The organism is Lysinibacillus zambalensis, assembly GCF_040183165.1.
Taxonomy (GTDB): Bacteria; Bacillota; Bacilli; order Bacillales_A; family Planococcaceae; genus Lysinibacillus; species Lysinibacillus zambalensis.
Genome location: NZ_JBEGDG010000002.1, coordinates 371,782 through 392,070, shown reverse-complemented (window position 1 = coordinate 392,070; position 20,289 = coordinate 371,782). Strand labels below are relative to the sequence as shown.

The window sequence follows — 20,289 nt, the reverse complement described above, 5'->3', positions numbered from 1 at the left end:
TGTTATGCAAGATATTGAATTGCATATATATGACATTAATTTTAATCGGCTAGCTATAATCGACGTGTATGAAGAAGTTGAGTTTAAGCTGAAATATAACGGTCACTCCATTTGTTTTTTAACTGTGGAAGGCAACAAGAAAAACGCTGACTTGCTACTCGTAAATGAAGATGAATTAGAAAAGGAATTACGAATCATTGTTCGTTCGGATGATCCAAACAGAGGCTATGTCATTGAAACTGCTCAATTTGAAGATGAAGAAAAAACAGTAATTGGAGTTATTGCATATTCACTTAGTATCATGACTAGTTGGCGATGGATTATAGGTCAGCAGCGTTTCCAAGGAAAAATTGAAGATGTTCTAAAAGGTTTTGTTCATGCAAATTGTATCAATACATCTAGTCCTTCTCGTATCATTCCAAATTTGGTACTGGGCGTGAATGAAGGAATAAACATTTTAGCAGATGAGTCATACACTCATAAGGAATTAGACATAGCCCTTTGGGAGATGTGCGAAAAGAATGAAGTGTCATTCGAAATATTAATGAATCACGACGCTAAGAAATATGTATTTAGCACTTTTAAGGGTGTTGATCGTAGTTCCGAGCAAGAAGCTAATCCTCATATCACATTTACTAAGGGGTTTGAAAACATCATATCTCAGTCCTATACAGACGATAAAAGTAATTATAAATCGACTGCATATGTAGCTGGCGAGGGTGAAGACATCGACCGAACAATTATAGAAGTCGGAGAGGCTTTCAGCGGATTTAACCGCAGGGAAGTCTTTTTTGATGCTCGTGATTTACAAAGTGAATATAAAGAAGGCGATACAACTGTAACCATTCCACAGAATGAATATATAGACTTGCTAAAAGAGCGAGGAAACAACCGTAAACAAGATTATCAACGCATTCGCACATTTGAAAGTGAAGCGAATCTTTACTCACAATTCAAACTTAACAGGGATTATTTTCTTGGTGATGTCGTTACGAACAGAAATGATGAGTTAGGCATTATGATGCATCAGCGAATAGTTGCAGTAAATGAAAAAATGAATCGTGAGGGATATACATTGAATTTAGATTATGGAACAGCAATTCCAACGCTACTAGACAAGATAAAAAGGGAGGTAAAATAGTGGCTATTACAAGTGGATTTCATAATAGTATCAACGGCGACCGTAAATACGGCGCTGATTTTTTTGCACTTTTTTTCGGTACATTAATCGCCAATGGTGTATTTCCTAATCCGAGTACAGGATTACAAGTAACTGCAAATTCAAACATGACTACTTCCGTAAAGGCGGGTAAAGGATGGATTAACGGCTACTTTATAGTCAATGATGGAGATTATGTGCTAAAGCACGACAATGCAGATGGCGTATTAAAACGTATCGATCGCGTGGTTATGAAACTTAATCATGTTGAACGTGAAATTGAAGTTTTAATTAAGAAAGGAACATTTGCAAGTAGCCCTGTAGCTCCTTCATTACAAAGAGATGCTGACGCATATGAGCTAGCATTAGCAGATGTATTAATCAATAATGGAGCAACTCAAATAACGCAGACTAACATTACTGACCAAAGGCTAAATACATCACTATGCGGTATCGTACACGGTACAGTAAACCAAGTTGATACAACTACAATATTTAATCAATATAAAGCATGGTTTGCTGAAACGACAGGCAGTGTAGCTGGTGAAATTGATGCATGGCAAACGCAACAAAAACAAGAATTTGATGAATGGTTTGCTACAATACAAGACCTTTTAGAAGGTGACGTTGCAGCAAATTTAGCAGCTAAAATAGTAGATTTAGAAAGAAAAGTTGATTCGAAATTCACAGAAGTCGATGGAGCTATTGCGGCCGTTGACACAAAAGTCGGTAATCATATCAAAGAGGATAAGGATTTAGGGCACGTCTGGTATTTAGGAAGTTCGGGCGGAGTTAATGACTTACTTGTGAACAGCACGGGATTGCTTCCGTGGGTTAACAAAGACGCGGCGACTCTTGTTCCTAAAACGGGAGCCTCTTTTCGATTCGTGAAATCGGGCACTAACACAGGAGCTGTCACTGTGAAGATTACCGACACGGTACTAGGAAAGTCAACAGCAGTTTATCAAGTTCTTGATCCTTCGGGAAAACCGCTTACGGCGGGGGCTATGGCGAATTTAGGGCCGTATACACTATGCTTTAATGGCGTAAATTTTTTCTTGCAGGGTAGAGGGGGTGGATACTATCAAGGGGACATTATAAAAGCACAAGACCTTGTTAACCGAACATATATGGCAACAAATTCAATAGACCCAATAGACATTAATAATCTTAGCTATGCTGCAGGTTTTATGCACTCAGAAATCGCCACAATTAACGGTGTCGAATATGCTTTTGCGTGGTCAAGCAGTTACTATACAGGTCAAACGTTTTACTGTTGGGACGTACTTACAGGGAAAATGCTATGGTCAATGCGCCCGTCTGGCTATTCATACCACACTCGTATCATTGTATATAACGATAAGTTGTATGTAGGGGTATTCGGCAAAGACGACACCACTGCGCTAAATGGCTATGGGTTAGAGATACTAAACCCTATAACTGGGACGCGAATTGCTCTAGTAGGAGGTACTGTCCCATCATCATACGCGGACAGGGCTTCTGACATTTGTTTGTGGGATAACGGACCAACCAAAGAAGTATTACTTCTTACTACTAACTATGATAATAAGTATGTGTGGATTGCTAGATTTAATGCTACTAGCGGTTCATTCATAGGGGTTAGTTCTAACTTAGGTGGCAACCATACTGATGGGATACCTTACAGAATGCAAACTGTAGGAGATTACATCTTTTTAGCCAGTTCCAAAAGTATGTACCAACATAAAGGGGTTAATTTTAGTTACACAGGAAAAGTTCCTTTTACCTACGAGTATCAATTGTTAGGGCTAGCCGCTAACAATGCGGGTGGCATATCTGCTATACACGTATATGGAGTAGTTTATGTTTATTCAACGTCCCTAGCTACGCTATCGTCTATTGGCGTTATAGGTCAGGAGTGTTCTGGGTTATCTATCAAAGGCGACTTAATGAGTTACGCTAATAAGACCGGCGTATATATGTACCGTCTTGCGTCGGATGCTAAAAGCGCCAGTTATATAGAGACAATAACAGCTCCGTGTGACCTTTCGAATATCTCTACAGTAGATAATATAGGGTTTTCGGAAAACGCTGTAATACCGCCATTGTACGCAACGAAATTTTTAGCTCCAGTACTTTCTAAGACATTAAAAATACAAAGATAAAGGAGATGTAAAACATGGGAAAAATATTTTTATTTTTACAAGACGCAAACGAACCAAACATACAACGTATAGGGGCATATCATTACGCGCCAGAATTGTTAACAGAAGAAGAATTAAAACTAGGTATCCTAGTGGACGAAGTGCCACAAGCTGAAAACATTCCTGGTAAAAGCGCCGATTTATTTTATAACATAGATACACAGGAACTGTTTTACAAGTATTTTGACATAGAGTTACCGCCTACGTCGCCAGAGCAACAAATTAAGGACTTGCAAAAAGAGCTAAATGCCGTAAAAACAGAAAATAAAACGTTAATGTTGGCATTGGCAGAATCAGCAGAGGCACAGCAACAAGACAATTTAGAGAATCAATTAGCTATTGCGGAATTGGCGGAATTAATAGCAAATAAGGAGGTTTTATAATGGCTAAATTATATTGGGATTTAATTAAAATGAGTTTGCGGACAGTTGACCAAGTGCCATTGTTGTGGCGAGAAGCAGTACAAGCATTACTCGATAGCGAAAACAAGTAAACGCAGCATAAGCTAGCGTTATTTTTTATGTCTGAATTAAGAGGGAATACTTTCCTTTTTGTCGAATTGAGTAAAAAGAAGATGAAAGGGGAGTATTAAATGAGAAGAGATATGGAATACGTAAGATTAATGTTAATCGATTTATCGAATGGTAAATTTAACAGAAAAATTCCACATACTGATAGAATGCCTGCATCTCATGAAAGAGAGGAATACGAAAAATACATGTATCATCTAACTCTATTGAAAGATGGTGGATTTATTTCTTATAAGATGGACGGAACGTTTGACGGAAATCTTTTATATGCGTGTCCTCAATTAACATGGGAGGGAAATGATTTTTTAGATGCTATTGAAAATGATACAGTATGGAATAAAACAAAGGGGATTGCAAAAGAAAAAGGATTAGAGATTGCGAAAATTTCTTTTGATGTTGTGAAAAATCTTGCTATTCAACAATCAAAGAAGATGTTGGGAATAGAATAATCGATTTTAAAATATGCCTTCCACAGATAATTGTGGAGGGCTTTTATTATGCAGAAAAGGAAGGTGTCAGATGAAAACAGACACATTATATACATCGTTTATTGGCGGTGCAATGGCATGGATTGGATACCTTATTGGAGGTATTGACCACTTAATTAAAGCGTTAGTTATATTCATGACTATCGATTACGCACTAGGCTTTATGGTTAGTTTAGTCTTCAAGAAAACTGAAAGTAAAAAGATGTTTAAGGGCTTAATCAAAAAGACAGCAATGGTATTAATGGTCATTGCAGCAGTACAACTTGATTCAGCAACAGAGAGTGGAAATTTTATGCGTAATGCAATGATCCTGTTCTTAATCGGGATGGAAGGTATAAGTATGATTGAAAATCTAGGGAAGTTAGGCATTAAAGTACCTAAATTTTTAGCGAATGCTTTTACACAGTTACAAATGGATAACGATGATAAGTCAAAGGACGGTGAGACGAAATGAATGTAAGTGAAATTGAAATTCACCCGGGGCATTGGAAACTATTAAACAGTGGAGCTAATGGTATTTTGAACGAAGTAACCGAAGCGAGAAAAGTAGCAAAACGTGTTTATGAAATTTTAAAAACTTCAAATGTACCATGCACATATTACGAGGACAATTCATCAACAAACCAACGTCAAAATATAAATTATCTGGTTAGTCAACATAACAAGGATCGCGATGGTTTAATTGTATCTATACATTTTAATTCTGGCGGAGATAGTTCAAAGGCAATTGGTACAGAGGTACTTTACTATGACCAACAAACGTTAGCGTCACGCATTTCAAAGGCTATATCAGGTGCTACAGGTGGAGAATTATTAAACAGAGGTGCAAAACAGCGATTAGATTTAGGTGTTCTTGCTAGTACCTATGAACCAGCCATTCTAATCGAGGTGTGCTTTGTTAATTCAATTATGGACGCTGCTATATATCGACGTGATTTCGAAAAGATATGTATGGCTATTGCAAAAGAGTTAGCAGCATATTTGGGTAAAGCAGTGCCTTCCACACCATCAATTGTGGAGGACAAACAAACAGAAAAGGATGATGATACAATGAAATTTTCGAATGAGACAACGGAGGTTGCAGTACGTGACCACATTAAACAATCTGTAGATAAAAAACTGATTGATAAGTCATGGTTAGATAAATTTGATAATGGCACTATGACTACAGGAGACTATGAAGGTTTGAAACTTATCATTGCACAGCGTAGTAAATAAGTAAGTGGAGGCTTAAATACACAGGCTGTTAAGTATAATATTATTCTGAATGACACTTGAAGGATTCACAGTATGGAACTATGACAACTGAACGTTTGATGGGTTTGAATATTACTATTTAGTAGCGTAAAAATTATAAATAATAGTCAAAATAATTATAGTACTTGTTGAATTAAATATAAGTCCGTAATCAAATAATGCATATAAAAACAAGGCACCTCCGGTACGATAGGCAATTGTCATATCATGCTTTAAAAACAAACATATAATGTAAGATAATAAACTTGGAGATGGTTAAATGAATTGCTATTATGCATATAACCCACTATATACACCTAATCAGTGTTATGGATACAATCAATTATATGAAGTAGAACCTAAACAGATTGCAAAACGTATTAATGATGCTGATGCTAAAATAGAAGATTTAAAAGATGGCTTTATGCGGTATTATTGGACAAATACAGAGCGTATAGTCCCTGGTGAACATGTAGATTTCCGATTAATTACACCTTCTAATGAAAATGTTATAAGTGCAGGATATAGCTCTAATCCAGTAACAAACTTATTTCCCTTTCAAATTGCCTCTATTTCTGAACACAATAATGAAATAAGGAATGTTATGGCTGTGATGCTTGCTAATCAGTCACGTGATTACCTAGTTGTTGACTTATGGGTTGTTACTAAAAAAATATAAAAACTTGCGAAAGTATTATCTTTTTTAGTATGTAATGTAACTGGAATAATCGTTAGCTTTTGTTATTGCTTATAAATGGCATTTCCATAAATTGATACATTAATCGTACAAGAGGTGTAGCTCTATTATATGCGTTGTTTGAATGTGAGCTTACAATTTAATCATTAAAAAACCAAAGCCCAGGTGCTCAATTAATTTTGAACCGGGGCTTTTTCTACGTTTCTAAAACTTTTTCTTGCCAAAACACAAACGTCTGTTCTAAAATAAAACAAACAAACGTTCTTATTTGAGAGGTGCAAAGGATGAAAGAACAACTGTTAAAGCGATGCAGCGTAATCAATTTTTAAATATGATGTACATGGCTAAAGACGGTACAGTATCAAAAAGACGTATTAAAATCATTAAGGTTGTCGGAGATTCATTTCAAGCTTACTGCTTCAGTAGACAGGCAAAACGTACATTTATGATTGATAGTGTATTGGCGGTTGTTCCAGTCTTCCACAAGGAGCGAGAGGTTGTATGATTAGCTTTGAACAAAGGCGATTACTTCATAAATACGTAGTTTATGATATGGCTGTACAATCGTTACAGCGTGACTACAAGGTAATCGAAAACCTTAAAATGAGCAAAGTATATTTGCCGATACTTGACAAACTTTTAGATGACATTTCACAAGAATGTTACAACTCAAAAAGGCTGTTGGCCAAAGATAAAATTAGGTTAGTAAAATGGGAAAAGATAGATGAATACTTTAGTGATGTACATGTAGCGACAGCAGGGAATGATGTGGTGCTACGTTATGCTAATATGGCACTAAAAACTCAGGTGGAAAATTTATTATTAAGCCACCAAAATAAATGACAGGCACTGATTAAAAGAGTGCCTATTTTTATGTAATGAAAAAAGCCACTCATTTGAGCGACTTATTTTAGTTTAACTTGTAAGATTACAGAATCGTTTTCAATACTACTGTAGTATGTGTACGTAATATTATTAAGAGTATAGACTTCGGTATGGTCAACCAGTTTTCCATCACCTGTAAAGCCGAGCTTTTCCAAAATAGCTGATTGTTGCTGAGTACTTAAAGTTTTATCTGCACTCTGCAATAATGCTTCAAATGCTATTTTAACTTCTTTATTCTGTGTTGATAATGCATTCGATGAGGTTGCTGCGCTAATTTTTTCGATGTTATTTTCTTTATTCACATCCATAAACATAAAAATATCACTTGTTAATTCAATACTATATTTTCCAGCTTCGATTAATTCCTTATCTTTCATACTGATAATAGAATTACTCTTAGTTTTGGTAATAATTTGTTTTAATGTAGTTTCGTATTCATCAATCGCACCTGTTGAAGCTTTATTCCTTGAATTTTCTACGTCTTCGGCGATTTTTGCTTTTTCCTCTTTAGTCAGCTCTACTTTCTCCGTCATTAAACCATCTTCCAGAATAGTATCTAATTTTCCATCTGTGAAAATAAGAGATACATAAGATTCTTTGTCTACTCCGTTTTCTCCATCGTATTCTAAATATAAATATAAATCGTCATCTTCTTTTGCATCTGGATTTTTCGATTTACCACCTACAATTTCTTTTACCTCATCAGGACTCATTCCGTTTTCCAACTTTTTAAACTCGTCTGGAGTAACTGTAGCAGTTTCTTCTCCACATGCAGAAAGTAATAGCGCAGACATAGCGCCTATATAAAATAGCTTTTTCATTTATAAATCCTCCCTCTATATTTCCATTTTAGGAAACTTGGTAGTGAATGTACATATAAAAAACAGACAACCTTGATTAGTTATCTGTTTTCAACAAGTTCTAGTATATCTTCAATTTGTTTAATGTTGAGTGCTTCACAAATTTTTGTGATGTGCTCTTTTTTTAAGCTCATCCTTTGATTATGCACCAATTCGCTTACAACAGCTTGTCTTAGTCCTGTCATTTTGACTAGTTCACCTTGAGTCATATTCCGTTCTTCTAGTACCTCTTTTAGCTTTACTCGCATTTCCATTGTATTCACCATCCTTCATTTATTATTCCTAATTCTATTATAAAACATTTCCGTTTAAACGTAAATAAAATGGTTGACTTTCCGTTTAAACGTATATAATATAAATATCAATAAGACGTTTAAACGGAAAAACGTATATACGGATAAAAGGAAGGTGAAATAACAAATGGCATTTGAATACTTAGCACAATACACAACATTTAACTCAGTAGCAGATATGGATAAGAGTGTGGATGACAATATGGCAGCACACTATTATGAACTAACAGAATCAGAAAGAGCTATCGTTTTAAAGTTAGCTTCACACAGCTTGGAGCATCCAGGAGTATGTCACTTAAAAGCAAGTACAATTGCTGCATCATTAGAGATTAGCACAAAAACTGTTTATCGTTCGATGAAAAAATTAGATGAGTTAGGAATCATCGAAAAAGTACCTGGAACAAAATTAAATGGCATAAAAGGAGCTAGCATTTATCGCATTTTACCTTATGTCCCATCGAGCGTGTCCCAACGAGAGACAGACAATGAAGCTAGTAATGACGCGGTTTGTCCTCCACAATCTGAGAATCAAGCATTTAATTCTTTTAATCTTTTAAGTTCTAAACAAGCAAATAATATTATGAGCCTAGGTAATGAATTAGCTTTGCAAGCTGAAAAGAAAAAAGAATACATGAATGAGTACCAGGTGATGTTATTCGATTTCATGAATAGCTTGCCGTTAGCAGATAACCTAAAAGATGAATTACACAAGGTTGTATTAGCAACTCAGATTCAAAGTGCTCCTGACTTTATAAAAGCTAAAAACGTGCTATTCAAAATTGCTATGGATATTAAAGAAGGTGCGCTTACAGTTACAAGTACATTAAGAGCCGTATTTGTAGGATCTTATAGTAAGGCTGTAGAGCGATTAAATAATAAGCCTATTAAATCATCATCTGTGGAGGGCCAACCACATAGAGAGCGTACTGTACCTTTCTATAATTGGTTAAATGAACGTGATGGCCTTCCACAATTAAATAATAAAAGACCAGGTAATTTAGAGAACTGGCTTGAATGGTAGTGAGGAGGATAAGTAATGACTCATTTTGAATACATGGAGCAACATGGTCAAATGAATATGTATGATTTTCTTTCGGTCCAGAAATCGGAACATAAGCTAAATGCGGACCGATTGACATCCACAACTGTTGATAAAGCTGTTGATAAGAAGAAATATATAGAATCTCGTGTAAGAGTGCATATTGTGCGTAGATAAGGAAAAGACCGCTCATTTATCTGCGGTCTAATATCAATTCAAATATTTCGTTCATATCTGTTATTTCTAGTACTTTGCATATTACTGCTAATTGTTCACGATTAATAGTACTACGTTGATTATTTACCATTTCACTTATTGCATTTTGTCTTAATCCTGTTTTTTTGGATAATTCTTTTTGAGTTATTCCGCGGTCTGTTAGTATCTTTTTTAATTTTAATCGTACTTCCAATAGTGTCACCTCGTAACAAAATTTAATAATGGTAATCAGGAATCATTCCCTAAATATCGACATATTGATATATCGATAACTAAAAAGTCTTCTTGATTTACTTCTCGATATACTTCCTAATTTCCTTCTAGTCTACTTTTTAATCAGGAAAGTTGTCCTTACAGTCACTGACTGGTTTTGTTATGTATTATTTCCTTCCTGTTTGCAGCAACTCTTACTATGTAAGATAACCGTGACGCAAATGAAAATGAAGAAAGGGTGAAAGTGTGTTATTCGAAATTTTAACAACTTCACTGATGGGTGGAATTGCTTTAAAAGCATTCTCAAAACATAAAGGATTGTCTTCTAATGATTCTGGAAAGATTCAAAGGATCATGTCACTGTCTGGATTAAATGTCCGTGATGGCAAAGATACATTAACCACACAGCTTGTTAAGAAGAAACGATTTGAATGGGGATGGGAATACAAGTACCGTATTCCTTTAGGTCGTTCATTTGGTGACTATGAAGCAAAGATAAAGGTCTTAGAAGACGGCTTGAATAATCGAAAGAAGAATATTACGTTCAGCGATATGAAACAGTTAGATTTTAATAAGGATCTTCTTCTGCAGCTGCAACAATTGTGGAAGACAAAACTGACTGAACGAAAAGAAATTGAACTATCCTATGATGGATTATTAATTGTTAGGGTGTATGATAAGCCGTTAGCGAAAGAAGTGTCATTTACATCAGGAGAAGGTTGGAGAGTGCCAGTAGGATTGATTCGAGCACTCAACACATTAAAATTTCATGACTTTGAAATAGTACCACATCTAGTCCTTGGAGGCGCAACGCGTTACGGTAAGAGTAATTTCATTAATTCAGTGATTACATCACTAGTTCACAGTGAACCATCGTCTGTTAACTTCTATTTAATCGATCTAAAAGGTGGAGTTGAGCTTTGTGACTACGAGAATATAAAGCAGACTGTATCAATAGCTTACGAGCCAGAAGAAGCTTTAAATACGTTGCAACTAGCTTATAGTCGTATGCGAGAAATACAGTCTGAATTAAGACGTAAAGGCAAGAAGAATGTACAGGAAGGTGGAATAAAAGAAAGATATTTCATCATTGTTGATGAGGTTGGAGAATTAAATCCAACAGAAGCCGTAACAAAAGAAGAAAAAATATTAAAGCAACAATGCCAAACAATCATGTCGCAAATCGCTCGTCTTGGTGCTGGACTTGGTTTTCGCCAAATACTTGCTACACAATATCCGACAGGTGATGTAATCCCTCGTCAATGCAAACAAAATTCAGATGCTAAATTATCCTTCAGAGTACAATCTGCAACAGCTTCTAGAGTTGTATTAGATGAAACCGGTGCAGAACTCCTTCCACAAATCAAAGGTAGGGCTATCTACCAAACTGCAGATAAACGAGAAATCCTACAAACTCCACTTATTACCTCAGATATTATTCAATCCACTATCCTCCCACACTTATTAGGAGAGGAGGAAATCCATGAGAAAGAAACCATTATCGAACAGAGAAGAATCGATACTGTTACTTTTACAGAAGTTTGATTTCCTTACTCGTGATCAATTAAATAAATACCTCAGATTAGGAACTATCCGCAATACAAACAGAGTACTTAATGATTTATCCAAATACCTAGAATGCGTTAGAAATGGTTATCAAAGTATTTATTATTTAAATCGCGAAGGAAGATTATATGTTGGATGTGATAAAGTACGCAAGAAGGGTAGTCATATTGAACATACAGTAATGCGAAATGATATGTGGTTGTTTCAAGGGTGTCCATCTGATTGGAAAAATGAAATGAAGATAGATAATAAAAAGACTTCTGTTATAGCTGATGCGATGTTCAATAAAAATGGTTATTCTTATTTTCTTGAAGTAGATCATCTACAAACGATGCAAGAGAATCGGTCAAAGATATTGAGATACAAAGAATTGATGCCGAATATCGCACTGAAGTTGGGCCATTACCCAGTATTATTGTGGATGACCACAACGGAGCTAAGAAAGAAACAAATAGCTGAAGCGTGTATTGATTTACCGAATTATAAAATCTATACAATCAATGATGTTAAATAAAGGAGGAATAGAAATGTTTAAAAAACGTATAAAAACTGAGGTTGTACCTGTTAATGAATACACAGATTACAGTGATCGATTTGAAGGGGATGAAAAGTATGCAACTTTAAGACATGTAGCCATAGCTGCATCAGTTCCGGCAATCACTGCAGTTGGAACAGGGTTATTTATGTTTAATAAATTTCATAGCGCAATTTCCTCCATAAACATGCCTGTAGACGTTCCTATCCAACAGCATGTATTAGCTCCAGTAATGGCACAAATGCCGTCCACAATTCCTGTTACTGCTATTCCTCAACCTACAGGTATCATTGCAGATAAATCTTTAGAAATATTAGCAACTGCTTTAGATCCAGTTGTACAAATATTAGTCTCTATTAGTTTTCCGATAGCGTCCGTAATCATGGTTGGAGCATGCTTCTTCTTTATGCTTGGTAATTCAGAAAAAGCTTGGAGCATGATTATGAATGCAGGGTTAGGATATGTATTGATAAACCTCAGTCCACTATTCCTACAAATTTTAAAGCAAATAGGTGAGGCTATTTAATAGAAAAAGTTTTAAAAATAAAAAAAGCGTGCTACACACGATCTATAGCAAGACGGTGTGTAAGCACGCTTTTAATTTGTTTGGCACGTAGGAGGTATGAAGTTTAAAAAGGTTTACCTAAATCTTTTTAGATACCTATAAAATAAGCATCGTTAGCATCGCGTTTGAGTGTATGGTGTTTGCATACACCCTGAATCCCAGTACTCCCAATGATTAATTGACCTGTAATTAATTTTCTTCACATTTGAAAATTATTTTTAGCTTTATCCAATATATCCCTCCCTTCCTTAATAAATTTTTAAATAGTCATCAGATGTGCCTCGCTAGGCCATTCCGAGAAGGGTTCTCCCTTCCCGGGGTGATGAATCAGTATTACTTTGCAAGATTACTTATCCTGATTCTTTCTAGCGATTGCGAATATTGGGATGATTTCCATCACTCCCCAAATGGTAAATGTTGTACCACCTGATGTTTTAAATTCTACCAATGGTGGGCCATATAAAACTATTAAAACAACTGCCACCATTGTAATTAAGTATAAAGCTAAGGTTTCTTTTTCCTTCATAAAATACTCCTCCTAAGTTGGCTTTTATATTTTTTTGTTTTTCCAACAATAGGGAGAGAGCAAACACACGATGAGGTTGTCTCCCCCCACCGTGCCAACAAGGAACATTGTATCACAAAAATTATTACTAATAAATGGTATCCGTAATATAGTAATTCATTATTTAAAGAGAATCGATGTATCGTGAATGGCCGAATAAGCTATAAAACACCACTCAATGATGGGTGGTCTAATTAAGTGTTAAATAATAACCTCACATTCTGTTGCTTTAGCAAAAAGCTCATTAAAAAATTCTTGTATACAATTTATTAATTGTGAACAAGTAGCCTCAAAAATATTTATTTCATATAAATCAGTATCCAATCTGATACCTACTTCAGAGACACAACCTAAAGAATTTGCTATTTGAAAAATATTATCACTTGAAGTTATAGAACCACCATCATTATGTACAATATAATTTCTTATTTTTTGATGTTTTTTTATTTCATTCCAAGAACTAAAGTGTGAAATTTCAATGTCATACAGCGAGCTTAGAAATAATGAATATTTATCAATTCCATTCCCTGCTAAATGTTTCACCTTTATTTTATGAGTATTTTTCCTTTCTAAATTCCTACATATTTTGTATAACTCTTTTTCTAAAAAACTAAATAAAGTAATATAAAAAGATTCATTGAATGTATGGTGGTAATTTTCGAAAAGGTGCATTTCATCTTCAAAATTGTACTCATAATGTAATTCGGCTTCTTCCGGTGACATACCTTCCACTTCAATTTTAATGTATTCTTCTAATTTTTCCTTTTCGGACTTTATATAGGAAGGAATTTTTTCTAAATATGTTTTATAGGAATCAAGGCTAAAATTTATTAGAAATTCAGACAATGACTTTCTTGAGATCATTTAATACCTCCCGAATTATGACTTATCAATTATTAAGGATAAAGCAAATTATGTAAAAAAGAAAGACCACTCCAGATGGGTGGTCTTTTTACTATTATTTAACCCCTAATTTTCTCATGGTTTTATACCCATATTTATAAGTATATATTGTGTAAGAAAGGAGGTGAACTCCATGGCAAAAGTCAATTTCGTAGGTGCTACACTGCGCTTAAAGTATGTCGCTGGACACGATGCCCAAAACGAGCCTATGTTCACAACAAAAACGTACCGAAATTTGAACAGCTCGCATTCGGCAGAAGATTTAGTAGCTGTTGCAAAAGCCATTGCAAGTCTATCTTCACATTCACTAGATAGCATTGTAAAACAAGAAACAACAGATTTATCCTAAGGAGGGAAAGCTATGACACAAGTTTTAGAACTGCAATTTGAAACAGCAGCAGGGAAAACAGCAACATTTGCGATTGATGCACCGAAGCCAAAGATAACAGCGGAAGAAATTCAAAAGGTAATGCAAACGATCATCGCTAAAAATGTTTTTGACGGACAAGCTGGCACTCTGGTTACAATGACTGGGGCTCGCCTCGTTGATCGTCAAGTAACAGAATTTGATTTAGAAATCGAATAACTAAGAAATGGTCTTTGCAGCATGTACTGCAAGGACCATTTTCAACAATATTAGTTTTAATTATCAGCAGTGAAGGAGGGAGCAACATGGAACAGTGGTTAAACATGATATCGGATATCGGTTTTCCTATTTTAGTGTCGTTTTATTTACTGCACCGAGTAGAAGTGAAATTAGATGCCATTCATGATGCGCTTGTTTCGTTAAAGTGAAATCGATTTCACAAAGATGTACGAAAGCTGTCACTTGAGTGTCCTTGTCAATATTTACATCGTACGATAGGATGAGGATAGTGTAAGTGGGGAGCGTGTTAAAGATGAGAAATAAAATAATTGTGCTTGTTTTCCTTTTTGCATTTGCAACTGTGCTGAGTGCGTGTGGAAATTCAAAGTTTAAAGCAGATTATAGTTTGGAATTACCAGATTTTGAACATGTCAATCAACGCGGAGAAAAAGTTTCTTTAGAGAGTTTAAAAGGAAAACCGTGGATTGGTATGTATATTTTCACGAATTGTACTTCAATTTGTCCACCAATGTCATTTAATATGACGCAAGTTCAAGAGAAGCTGAAGAAAAAAGGTGTGGAAGATTATAATATTGTTGCGTTTTCAGTTGATCCTGACGTTGATAAACCAGAAGTATTAGCTGATTATTTGAAAAAATATAATGTTCCAGATCAATCAAAATGGAATCTACTTACTGGTTATTCACAAAAGTATATCGAGCAGTTCGCTGTAAAATCAACAAAAATAATTGTCAAAAATGATCCTAACAGCGACCAAGTTGTTCATGGGAATCAATTTTTCTTAGTTGATAAAGATGGCGTAATCGTAAAAATGTATTCGGGGTTTGCAGAGAATCCAGAGGATGTCCCTATTGACACGATTGCATCAGATATAGAAACATATATTGATGAAAATTTATAATAGCTCGAAGGAAACCGTCTCAATTAATGAAGAGACGGTTTTTTTAGTTTATATTTAATCTTTTATACCTGTAGCCTCGTTTATAGTGTAGAAGGAGGGAAAGCTTTTGTCTGATACAGAATATTTAGAGCAACTAATGGAACTACATACAGAGCATTTATTTCGTATCGCATACTACTATACGAAAGATCTACACATAGCTGAGGATATCGTTCAAGATGTGTTTAATCAATAATGCCTTGGCGTAATTGCGTCTGGAATCGGCTTTGTGCTTGCACAAAGAACTCTTTTCCGATTCCGTGACATCCGCCGGAGGCTTTAACTTTTTTCAGCGGATTTTGGACACCCGCTGAAAAGGGACTAATAACCACATTCATCTAACCATCTATAAAGGAGGGAGACTCTGCTGAAAGAAGTTAAATTTTTTCATCATCAAAAGTATTATGAAGAAAGAGGAGAGATGAGGGCGTACTTAGCACGCATGACCATTAATAAATGTAAGGATTATTTAAAGAGCTGGGCATTTCGGAAAATTTCAGTGCAACATAAGCTTTTCTCTAAGCAAAAATCCGTTCTACAAGATACGCTTATTCAACAGGATGAACAAACGATTTTAGATGAAGCAATTTTGAAATTACCGTTAAAGCTACGAGAACCTATTGTGTATTTTTATTTAGAGGATATGACGATAAAAGAAATTGCTAAGCTACTCGAAATCCCTGAAGGTACAGTTAAATCACGATTGAAAAAAGGGAAGGAATTATTAAAAATTGATCTTCATGATATTGAATGGGAGGTACTTTTCCATGGATAAGCATACAATGCATGTGTTGAAGGATGTCTCAGCACATAAAGAAGCAATCATTCAAAAGGTTCAACAACAAATTCAGGAAGATCCGTATCCATCAAAGCAACTTTGGCCGTATCGTGCACTGGCCATCATGATGACATGCTCTATCCTACTATTTATTGCATGGCAAGCTTCGAAACCGATTGACCATTTAACGACAGAAATACTTCATGAAGAAGAAAAACAATCATTCACCGATTTATTTCAAACAGAAGTTGAGGGAACAGAGACAACGTTCAGTCAGTATTTTCCAATAGCAGATCAATTACATCACCGTGAAAATATCAAATTTTATGCGCCGCTTCAGGGCTTCGAGGCTATGCAAGCAGTAGCGGCTACTATGGGGGATGCTGTTCATCTAATAGACCCAGAAACTCTTCCATTTAAATCAAATATACAAGAGGTCTATGCGGTAACATCAGATATGCAAGATGGTAGTCTGCAAAAGCAATTTCAATTTAGTTTTAAACAAAAGTCTCTCACTGGAGTGGATCGTCAATATATTAATTTTACGGTAATAAATGTGGATCATAATCCTTTAGTATACTATAAAGTTACGGATAGTCAGGATTTTTCAGGGGAAATCACGAATATAGGTTTGAATTTCATGAATCCTTTATATTTTCGAGCGATGACACCAGATCAAGGTTTCGCGTATGTATACTATAATTTTGATGCGGCAGGCAAGCGCATTTATCAAATGAGTACAAGAGCCAATGAGTTTTTTACGTATTATAATGGCTATGTATATCAAATAGGCTATCAATTAAATGGTGATCAACAGGAAGCACAAGAAAAAATGGTTGCTCTTGCAAGGGAATTTATCCCGCACATAAATTCAGCGAATGCAAAGAAGTAAGGTGGAAGAAAAACTGCCTGGGAAAGCTCGATTGGTGAAGGCTAGCAATCAGTAGTGTTGAAGAACCCCTTGTGAGTATCGGTTTATTTTAGGCAACAACTAGTTACCAAAATAGCACATTGTATTGTGTTTATATTAAAATAGTTGAAAAGGGATGGGGGGGTTCAACAATGACGGTAGCGCGAATGTATTTAAATGTTGTCAAAACAAGATTTAGAAGTGTCAAAGAGCTAGGCGATAAAACACTCAACCAACTAGAAGAGGCCCAATTGCACTGGGCGTATAATGAAGATTCAAACAGTATCGCAGTGATTGTAAAACATATTAGTGGAAATATGATATCGAGATGGACGGAATTCTTAACGACAGATGGTGAGAAAGCAACGAGAAATCGTGATGATGAATTTACGGATAGCCTTCAGACAAAAGAAGAGGTTATGACAGTATGGGAAAAGGGCTGGCAAGTATTTTTAGATGAGTTACATGGTTTAACGGAAGCTGATTTACAAGAGGTTGTAACGATAAGAGGAGAACGGCATTCCGTGATAGATGCGATTGAAAGACAAATGTCTCATTATTCACAACATGTCGGTCAAATCGTTTACATCGCAAAGCAAATAAAGGGCTCTGAGTGGCAAACATTAAGTATTCCAAAGGGACAATCTCAGGCTTTTACAGAATCAATGTTAAAAAATCATCAACAATAATAAAAAATCGTAGCGTGAGGCTACGATTTTTTTGCTTCCTTGCCTCTATGCAAAATAAAGCTGATACATCGAAGTCTCATCGTCAATAGATTTTGCGATTTCAAAGGCTTCTTGTTGTTTGCGCCCATTAGCAATGATTTCATACATAAATCTTATGAGAAACATTAAATTGGCACTACCATCTATGTAATCATCCGGGGCCAAATAGGAGTGGCAACCTCTTTTTAAAAATGCAGTAGCTAGCTGCTTTTCACCTAAAGTACAGCCAGAGGCAATAACTTTCACATCTTTTAATGTACAGTAATTTAAGATCTCTTGTGGACCGAAAAATTCACCCCTTGGTTCATTTACCTCATAAATATCCTCACCTAGCTTTGGCATGCAAAAACGTCCTTCGTCCCATTTTCTACTATTCTCCCTTATTGTAGTTGTTAATAATTTTGACTGATTTTGGTAAAGTTTCCGATGAACAGCAATATGAAAGCCCGTTCGTTTACCAACATCGTGTAATTGCTACCGCTATGTTTGCACTACGCTTTTAAATAGCCATATTAAATTTACAGAAGTCAAGACATTTGGTGATGTGTTTAAAATTTGTAAAAAATTAGTGTTAATTCATGATAAAAGACGCACTTCTTATGGGATAAAAGATATGATTAGGCTATACTCAAGAGGATAAATGTTAATAGTAGAATAGAGGGAGTCGTATGAAATCAACGGTAGAACGAAAACTGCAATTTGCATTTGGTATAGTTTTAGTATTTCTATTACTAATTACTAGTATTGCCATATACTTTTTAAATGATAATAAACACACACTTGCGGAAATCGAAAAAAATACGGAACTAATGAATTTGTATAATGATATTTCCTTTCAAACAGTTCGTGCAAATGCTGCCATTCGCGGGTATATGTTATATGGTAAAGAAGATATGCTCAACAATCATCAGGAAATACGAGAAACATTACATAAATCTATACAGCGTATTGAAGAACTCGAACATAAAAATACGGACTTTGAACTGTTTTTAAAGCAATTAGAAGCATGGGAAAAGCCTATAGATGAACAAATTGTACCGCTTTTTCAAAGTGGTGAAAAACTGCAAGCCCAGCAGTTAGCATTACCGGTTTTAGGGAAAGGCTCTCTAAAGCTTGTTGAGTTTGGAAAAACGATGGCAACCGCTCAGCAGGACGAAATGCAGGCGCGTATAGAGGCTACTAAGCAAAAGGGCGACAGAAGTGGCAAAGAGATTGCTGTACTAGCAATAGTCTCCTTACTTATAAGCATTATTATTGCGACGGTTTTTGGGCGAAGAGTAGCAAAAAATATTCAGCAAACAGTAGTAGAATTGGACAAATTCTCAACTGGCAATCTACAAACGCACCTGCAATTTAAAACAAAAGATGAGTTTGCCCAACTGGCAGCTTCATTTAATTCGATGTCAGAAAAGCTTCAACATACGATGAAGCAAGTTGGTAATTCGGCTGAACAGGTAGCAGCAACATCCGAGCAGCTCACAGCGAGTAGTATGGAAGTAACACAGGCAACAGAAGTTGTCTCAGAATCGATTCAAGATATTGCACATGGTATTGAAGAACAGGATACATTAACAGGTGATGTACGAAACTTATCCTCGCACATTTTGAAAAAGATGGATGATATATCAACGAATATTAATCATGTTAACTATGCAACTGTAGAAACTAAAAATATGGCTAGCATAGGTCGTTCCTCAGTTCGTAATGTCATTGAACAGATGAATGACATTGCCAATAATACAGAAGAGCTAAGTACACGCGTTAAAGACTTAGATGAAAATACAGCAGCGATCGTCTCAGCAGTCAATGTTATTAAAAATATTGCTACCCAAACAAATCTATTGGCGATCAACGCCTCTATAGAAGCGGCGCGCAGTGGTGAGCATGGTAAGGGCTTTGCTGTAGTGGCAGAAGAGGTACGGAAGCTAGCAGACGAATCGAATCTAGCGGCGGTAGATATTGAAAAGGTTGTTTTGCAAATTACTGAAGATACAAGAATTATCGAGGAAGATATGATCAGTAGTAATGATTCAGTAGTGGTTGGTCGTGAAAAAGTAAATGTGGCAAGAGATAATTTCATTCAAATTGACGATGCCATTAATGATGTGCAAGCTCAAACTGAATCAGTTACAGCGGCTATTCGAACAATCCATCAAGATATTGAAAAACTTGTAAAAGAAATTGACTACATTAGCGAAGTATCCATGAATTCGAGTAGCAATGTTCAAAGTGTTGCAGCATCCTCTGAGGAACAAAATGCGGCGATGGAAGAAGTAGCGGCTGCTTCTACACATTTGTCAAAAATGGCGATTGACTTACAAGAATCCATTCAGGCATTTAAATACTAACAAATAACCCCTATGAATCATACAGAAAGAATGATTCATAGGGTT

Annotated in this window: 30 protein-coding genes; 24 read left to right on the top strand and 6 right to left on the bottom strand. The window is 35.7% G+C overall.

From position 1 onward, the window contains the following. Positions 1–4 precede the first annotated feature (4 nt). From ABNX05_RS04835 to ABNX05_RS04790, 10 genes are all read left to right on the top strand, one after another. Positions 5–1,141: a siphovirus ReqiPepy6 Gp37-like family protein gene (locus ABNX05_RS04835; protein WP_349658685.1), complete on the top strand. Its 1,137-nt coding sequence runs from the start codon at positions 5–7 to the stop codon at positions 1,139–1,141. Then, a complete protein-coding gene (locus ABNX05_RS04830; RefSeq protein WP_349658684.1) occupies positions 1,141–3,303 on the top strand; it encodes a hypothetical protein in 2,163 nt (720 codons plus the stop codon). Before ABNX05_RS04835 ends, ABNX05_RS04830 begins: the two co-directional genes overlap by 1 nt. Positions 3,304–3,317: 14 nt before the next feature. Continuing rightward, positions 3,318–3,725, top strand: a complete 408-nt coding sequence (locus tag ABNX05_RS04825; RefSeq protein WP_349658683.1) for a hypothetical protein — start codon at positions 3,318–3,320, stop codon at positions 3,723–3,725. Further along, positions 3,725–3,835 carry a CD1375 family protein gene (locus ABNX05_RS04820; protein WP_349658682.1) on the top strand — a complete coding sequence of 37 codons (111 nt, stop codon included), beginning with the start codon at positions 3,725–3,727 and terminating at the stop codon, positions 3,833–3,835. Before ABNX05_RS04825 ends, ABNX05_RS04820 begins: the two co-directional genes overlap by 1 nt. Positions 3,836–3,934: 99 nt before the next feature. Beyond that, positions 3,935–4,321 (top strand): DUF2513 domain-containing protein, encoded by a 387-nt coding sequence (locus ABNX05_RS04815; RefSeq protein ID WP_349658681.1) that lies wholly within the window; start codon positions 3,935–3,937, stop codon positions 4,319–4,321. 70 nt (positions 4,322–4,391) lie between these two features. Beyond that, on the top strand, positions 4,392–4,814 hold the full coding sequence (locus ABNX05_RS04810) for a phage holin family protein (RefSeq protein WP_349658680.1): 423 nt from the start codon (positions 4,392–4,394) through the stop codon (positions 4,812–4,814). Next, on the top strand, positions 4,811–5,578 hold the full coding sequence (locus ABNX05_RS04805) for an N-acetylmuramoyl-L-alanine amidase (protein WP_349658679.1): 768 nt from the start codon (positions 4,811–4,813) through the stop codon (positions 5,576–5,578). Before ABNX05_RS04810 ends, ABNX05_RS04805 begins: the two co-directional genes overlap by 4 nt. Positions 5,579–5,876: 298 nt before the next feature. After that, complete coding sequence (locus tag ABNX05_RS04800) at positions 5,877–6,275, top strand: hypothetical protein (RefSeq protein ID WP_349658678.1); 399 nt, start codon at positions 5,877–5,879, stop codon at positions 6,273–6,275. Positions 6,276–6,600: 325 nt separating this feature from the next. Next, positions 6,601–6,798, top strand: a complete 198-nt coding sequence (locus ABNX05_RS04795; RefSeq protein ID WP_349658858.1) for a transcriptional regulator — start codon at positions 6,601–6,603, stop codon at positions 6,796–6,798. After that, a complete protein-coding gene (locus ABNX05_RS04790; RefSeq protein WP_349658677.1) occupies positions 6,795–7,136 on the top strand; it encodes a YhjD family protein in 342 nt (113 codons plus the stop codon). The genes ABNX05_RS04795 and ABNX05_RS04790 overlap by 4 nt, the downstream gene beginning before the upstream one ends. A 62-nt stretch (positions 7,137–7,198) precedes the next feature. Here the strand turns inward: ABNX05_RS04790 and ABNX05_RS04785 are convergent, their stop codons facing one another. Both ABNX05_RS04785 and ABNX05_RS04780 read right to left on the bottom strand, forming a co-directional pair. Beyond that, the gene (locus ABNX05_RS04785; RefSeq protein ID WP_349658676.1) at positions 7,199–7,999 is read right to left on the bottom strand and encodes a hypothetical protein; all 801 of its coding nucleotides are present in this window, start codon (positions 7,997–7,999) and stop codon (positions 7,199–7,201) included. An 80-nt stretch (positions 8,000–8,079) separates the two neighbouring features. Next, positions 8,080–8,292: a helix-turn-helix domain-containing protein gene (locus ABNX05_RS04780; RefSeq protein WP_349658675.1), complete on the bottom strand. Its 213-nt coding sequence runs from the start codon at positions 8,290–8,292 to the stop codon at positions 8,080–8,082. 166 nt (positions 8,293–8,458) lie between these two features. On the opposite strand from ABNX05_RS04780, the gene ABNX05_RS04775 reads away from it, so the two are divergent. Next, positions 8,459–9,352, top strand: a complete 894-nt coding sequence (locus ABNX05_RS04775) for a helix-turn-helix domain-containing protein (RefSeq protein ID WP_349658674.1) — start codon at positions 8,459–8,461, stop codon at positions 9,350–9,352. 15 nt (positions 9,353–9,367) lie between these two features. Further along, the gene (locus ABNX05_RS04770; RefSeq protein WP_349658673.1) at positions 9,368–9,547 is read left to right on the top strand and encodes a hypothetical protein; all 180 of its coding nucleotides are present in this window, start codon (positions 9,368–9,370) and stop codon (positions 9,545–9,547) included. 16 nt (positions 9,548–9,563) lie between these two features. On the opposite strand, the gene ABNX05_RS04765 is transcribed toward ABNX05_RS04770, so the two are convergent. Continuing rightward, entirely contained in the window at positions 9,564–9,779 is a 216-nt protein-coding gene (locus ABNX05_RS04765) for a helix-turn-helix domain-containing protein (protein WP_349658672.1), read from the bottom strand. Positions 9,780–10,045: 266 nt separating this feature from the next. Here ABNX05_RS04765 and ABNX05_RS04760 point away from each other — a divergent pair, with 266 nt between their 5' ends. From ABNX05_RS04760 to ABNX05_RS04750, 3 genes are read left to right on the top strand one after another with little or no spacing between them, the layout of a single operon-like run. Beyond that, the gene (locus ABNX05_RS04760) at positions 10,046–11,344 is read left to right on the top strand and encodes an FtsK/SpoIIIE domain-containing protein (RefSeq protein WP_349658671.1); all 1,299 of its coding nucleotides are present in this window, start codon (positions 10,046–10,048) and stop codon (positions 11,342–11,344) included. Beyond that, positions 11,283–11,879 (top strand): replication-relaxation family protein, encoded by a 597-nt coding sequence (locus ABNX05_RS04755; RefSeq protein WP_349658670.1) that lies wholly within the window; start codon positions 11,283–11,285, stop codon positions 11,877–11,879. Before ABNX05_RS04760 ends, ABNX05_RS04755 begins: the two co-directional genes overlap by 62 nt. 13 nt (positions 11,880–11,892) lie before the next feature. Next, positions 11,893–12,426: a hypothetical protein gene (locus tag ABNX05_RS04750; RefSeq protein ID WP_349658669.1), complete on the top strand. Its 534-nt coding sequence runs from the start codon at positions 11,893–11,895 to the stop codon at positions 12,424–12,426. Positions 12,427–12,811: 385 nt separating this feature from the next. Here the strand turns inward: ABNX05_RS04750 and ABNX05_RS04745 are convergent, their stop codons facing one another. Together ABNX05_RS04745 and ABNX05_RS04740 are read right to left on the bottom strand one after the other, a co-directional pair. Continuing rightward, a complete protein-coding gene (locus tag ABNX05_RS04745) occupies positions 12,812–12,991 on the bottom strand; it encodes a hypothetical protein (RefSeq protein ID WP_349658668.1) in 180 nt (59 codons plus the stop codon). Between the two features lie 240 nt (positions 12,992–13,231). Next, a complete protein-coding gene (locus ABNX05_RS04740; protein ID WP_349658667.1) occupies positions 13,232–13,894 on the bottom strand; it encodes a hypothetical protein in 663 nt (220 codons plus the stop codon). 172 nt (positions 13,895–14,066) lie between these two features. Between ABNX05_RS04740 and ABNX05_RS04735 the strand changes: the two genes are divergently transcribed. The 8 genes from ABNX05_RS04735 to ABNX05_RS04700 all read left to right on the top strand — a co-directional run bounded on the left by ABNX05_RS04735 (position 14,067) and on the right by ABNX05_RS04700 (position 17,857). Further along, a complete protein-coding gene (locus ABNX05_RS04735; protein ID WP_349658666.1) occupies positions 14,067–14,282 on the top strand; it encodes a DUF1659 domain-containing protein in 216 nt (71 codons plus the stop codon). A 12-nt stretch (positions 14,283–14,294) separates the two neighbouring features. Then, on the top strand, positions 14,295–14,519 hold the full coding sequence (locus ABNX05_RS04730) for a DUF2922 domain-containing protein (protein ID WP_349658665.1): 225 nt from the start codon (positions 14,295–14,297) through the stop codon (positions 14,517–14,519). A gap of 86 nt (positions 14,520–14,605) precedes the next feature. Beyond that, the gene (locus ABNX05_RS04725; RefSeq protein ID WP_082337366.1) at positions 14,606–14,728 is read left to right on the top strand and encodes a YvrJ family protein; all 123 of its coding nucleotides are present in this window, start codon (positions 14,606–14,608) and stop codon (positions 14,726–14,728) included. Positions 14,729–14,832: 104 nt separating this feature from the next. Next, on the top strand, positions 14,833–15,441 hold the full coding sequence (locus ABNX05_RS04720) for an SCO family protein (RefSeq protein ID WP_349658664.1): 609 nt from the start codon (positions 14,833–14,835) through the stop codon (positions 15,439–15,441). A 106-nt stretch (positions 15,442–15,547) separates the two neighbouring features. Then, positions 15,548–15,676, top strand: a complete 129-nt coding sequence (locus ABNX05_RS04715) for an RNA polymerase sigma factor (protein WP_349658663.1) — start codon at positions 15,548–15,550, stop codon at positions 15,674–15,676. A gap of 168 nt (positions 15,677–15,844) precedes the next feature. Further along, the gene (locus tag ABNX05_RS04710) at positions 15,845–16,255 is read left to right on the top strand and encodes a sigma-70 family RNA polymerase sigma factor (RefSeq protein WP_349658857.1); all 411 of its coding nucleotides are present in this window, start codon (positions 15,845–15,847) and stop codon (positions 16,253–16,255) included. Continuing rightward, complete coding sequence (locus ABNX05_RS04705) at positions 16,248–17,150, top strand: hypothetical protein (RefSeq protein WP_349658662.1); 903 nt, start codon at positions 16,248–16,250, stop codon at positions 17,148–17,150. The genes ABNX05_RS04710 and ABNX05_RS04705 overlap by 8 nt, the downstream gene beginning before the upstream one ends. A gap of 170 nt (positions 17,151–17,320) precedes the next feature. Beyond that, positions 17,321–17,857 carry a DUF1572 family protein gene (locus tag ABNX05_RS04700; RefSeq protein WP_349658661.1) on the top strand — a complete coding sequence of 179 codons (537 nt, stop codon included), beginning with the start codon at positions 17,321–17,323 and terminating at the stop codon, positions 17,855–17,857. Positions 17,858–17,902: 45 nt separating this feature from the next. Here ABNX05_RS04700 and ABNX05_RS04695 read toward each other — a convergent pair whose 3' ends face one another. Then, positions 17,903–18,238, bottom strand: a complete 336-nt coding sequence (locus ABNX05_RS04695; RefSeq protein WP_349658660.1) for a hypothetical protein — start codon at positions 18,236–18,238, stop codon at positions 17,903–17,905. Positions 18,239–18,564: 326 nt separating this feature from the next. On the opposite strand from ABNX05_RS04695, the gene ABNX05_RS04690 reads away from it, so the two are divergent. Next, positions 18,565–20,244 carry a methyl-accepting chemotaxis protein gene (locus ABNX05_RS04690; protein ID WP_349658659.1) on the top strand — a complete coding sequence of 560 codons (1,680 nt, stop codon included), beginning with the start codon at positions 18,565–18,567 and terminating at the stop codon, positions 20,242–20,244. Positions 20,245–20,289 lie beyond the last annotated feature (45 nt).

What these genes read in the sequence shown, in the direction of transcription:
- ABNX05_RS04835 (WP_349658685.1), top strand. Translation starts at nt 5, where the DNA reads ATGCAAGATATTGAATTGCATATATATGACATTAATTTTAATCGGCTA.
- ABNX05_RS04825 (WP_349658683.1), top strand. Translation starts at nt 3,318, where the DNA reads ATGGGAAAAATATTTTTATTTTTACAAGACGCAAACGAACCAAACATA.
- ABNX05_RS04820 (WP_349658682.1), top strand. Translation starts at nt 3,725, where the DNA reads ATGGCTAAATTATATTGGGATTTAATTAAAATGAGTTTGCGGACAGTT.
- ABNX05_RS04815 (WP_349658681.1), top strand. Translation starts at nt 3,935, where the DNA reads ATGAGAAGAGATATGGAATACGTAAGATTAATGTTAATCGATTTATCG.
- ABNX05_RS04810 (WP_349658680.1), top strand. Translation starts at nt 4,392, where the DNA reads ATGAAAACAGACACATTATATACATCGTTTATTGGCGGTGCAATGGCA.
- ABNX05_RS04805 (WP_349658679.1), top strand. Translation starts at nt 4,811, where the DNA reads ATGAATGTAAGTGAAATTGAAATTCACCCGGGGCATTGGAAACTATTA.
- ABNX05_RS04800 (WP_349658678.1), top strand. Translation starts at nt 5,877, where the DNA reads ATGAATTGCTATTATGCATATAACCCACTATATACACCTAATCAGTGT.
- ABNX05_RS04795 (WP_349658858.1), top strand. Translation starts at nt 6,601, where the DNA reads ATGCAGCGTAATCAATTTTTAAATATGATGTACATGGCTAAAGACGGT.
- ABNX05_RS04790 (WP_349658677.1), top strand. Translation starts at nt 6,795, where the DNA reads ATGATTAGCTTTGAACAAAGGCGATTACTTCATAAATACGTAGTTTAT.
- ABNX05_RS04785 (WP_349658676.1), bottom strand. Translation starts at nt 7,999, where the DNA reads ATGAAAAAGCTATTTTATATAGGCGCTATGTCTGCGCTATTACTTTCT.
- ABNX05_RS04780 (WP_349658675.1), bottom strand. Translation starts at nt 8,292, where the DNA reads ATGGAAATGCGAGTAAAGCTAAAAGAGGTACTAGAAGAACGGAATATG.
- ABNX05_RS04775 (WP_349658674.1), top strand. Translation starts at nt 8,459, where the DNA reads ATGGCATTTGAATACTTAGCACAATACACAACATTTAACTCAGTAGCA.
- ABNX05_RS04770 (WP_349658673.1), top strand. Translation starts at nt 9,368, where the DNA reads ATGACTCATTTTGAATACATGGAGCAACATGGTCAAATGAATATGTAT.
- ABNX05_RS04755 (WP_349658670.1), top strand. Translation starts at nt 11,283, where the DNA reads ATGAGAAAGAAACCATTATCGAACAGAGAAGAATCGATACTGTTACTT.
- ABNX05_RS04750 (WP_349658669.1), top strand. Translation starts at nt 11,893, where the DNA reads ATGTTTAAAAAACGTATAAAAACTGAGGTTGTACCTGTTAATGAATAC.
- ABNX05_RS04745 (WP_349658668.1), bottom strand. Translation starts at nt 12,991, where the DNA reads ATGAAGGAAAAAGAAACCTTAGCTTTATACTTAATTACAATGGTGGCA.
- ABNX05_RS04740 (WP_349658667.1), bottom strand. Translation starts at nt 13,894, where the DNA reads ATGATCTCAAGAAAGTCATTGTCTGAATTTCTAATAAATTTTAGCCTT.
- ABNX05_RS04735 (WP_349658666.1), top strand. Translation starts at nt 14,067, where the DNA reads ATGGCAAAAGTCAATTTCGTAGGTGCTACACTGCGCTTAAAGTATGTC.
- ABNX05_RS04730 (WP_349658665.1), top strand. Translation starts at nt 14,295, where the DNA reads ATGACACAAGTTTTAGAACTGCAATTTGAAACAGCAGCAGGGAAAACA.
- ABNX05_RS04725 (WP_082337366.1), top strand. Translation starts at nt 14,606, where the DNA reads ATGGAACAGTGGTTAAACATGATATCGGATATCGGTTTTCCTATTTTA.
- ABNX05_RS04720 (WP_349658664.1), top strand. Translation starts at nt 14,833, where the DNA reads ATGAGAAATAAAATAATTGTGCTTGTTTTCCTTTTTGCATTTGCAACT.
- ABNX05_RS04705 (WP_349658662.1), top strand. Translation starts at nt 16,248, where the DNA reads ATGGATAAGCATACAATGCATGTGTTGAAGGATGTCTCAGCACATAAA.
- ABNX05_RS04700 (WP_349658661.1), top strand. Translation starts at nt 17,321, where the DNA reads ATGACGGTAGCGCGAATGTATTTAAATGTTGTCAAAACAAGATTTAGA.
- ABNX05_RS04695 (WP_349658660.1), bottom strand. Translation starts at nt 18,238, where the DNA reads ATGCCAAAGCTAGGTGAGGATATTTATGAGGTAAATGAACCAAGGGGT.
- ABNX05_RS04690 (WP_349658659.1), top strand. Translation starts at nt 18,565, where the DNA reads ATGAAATCAACGGTAGAACGAAAACTGCAATTTGCATTTGGTATAGTT.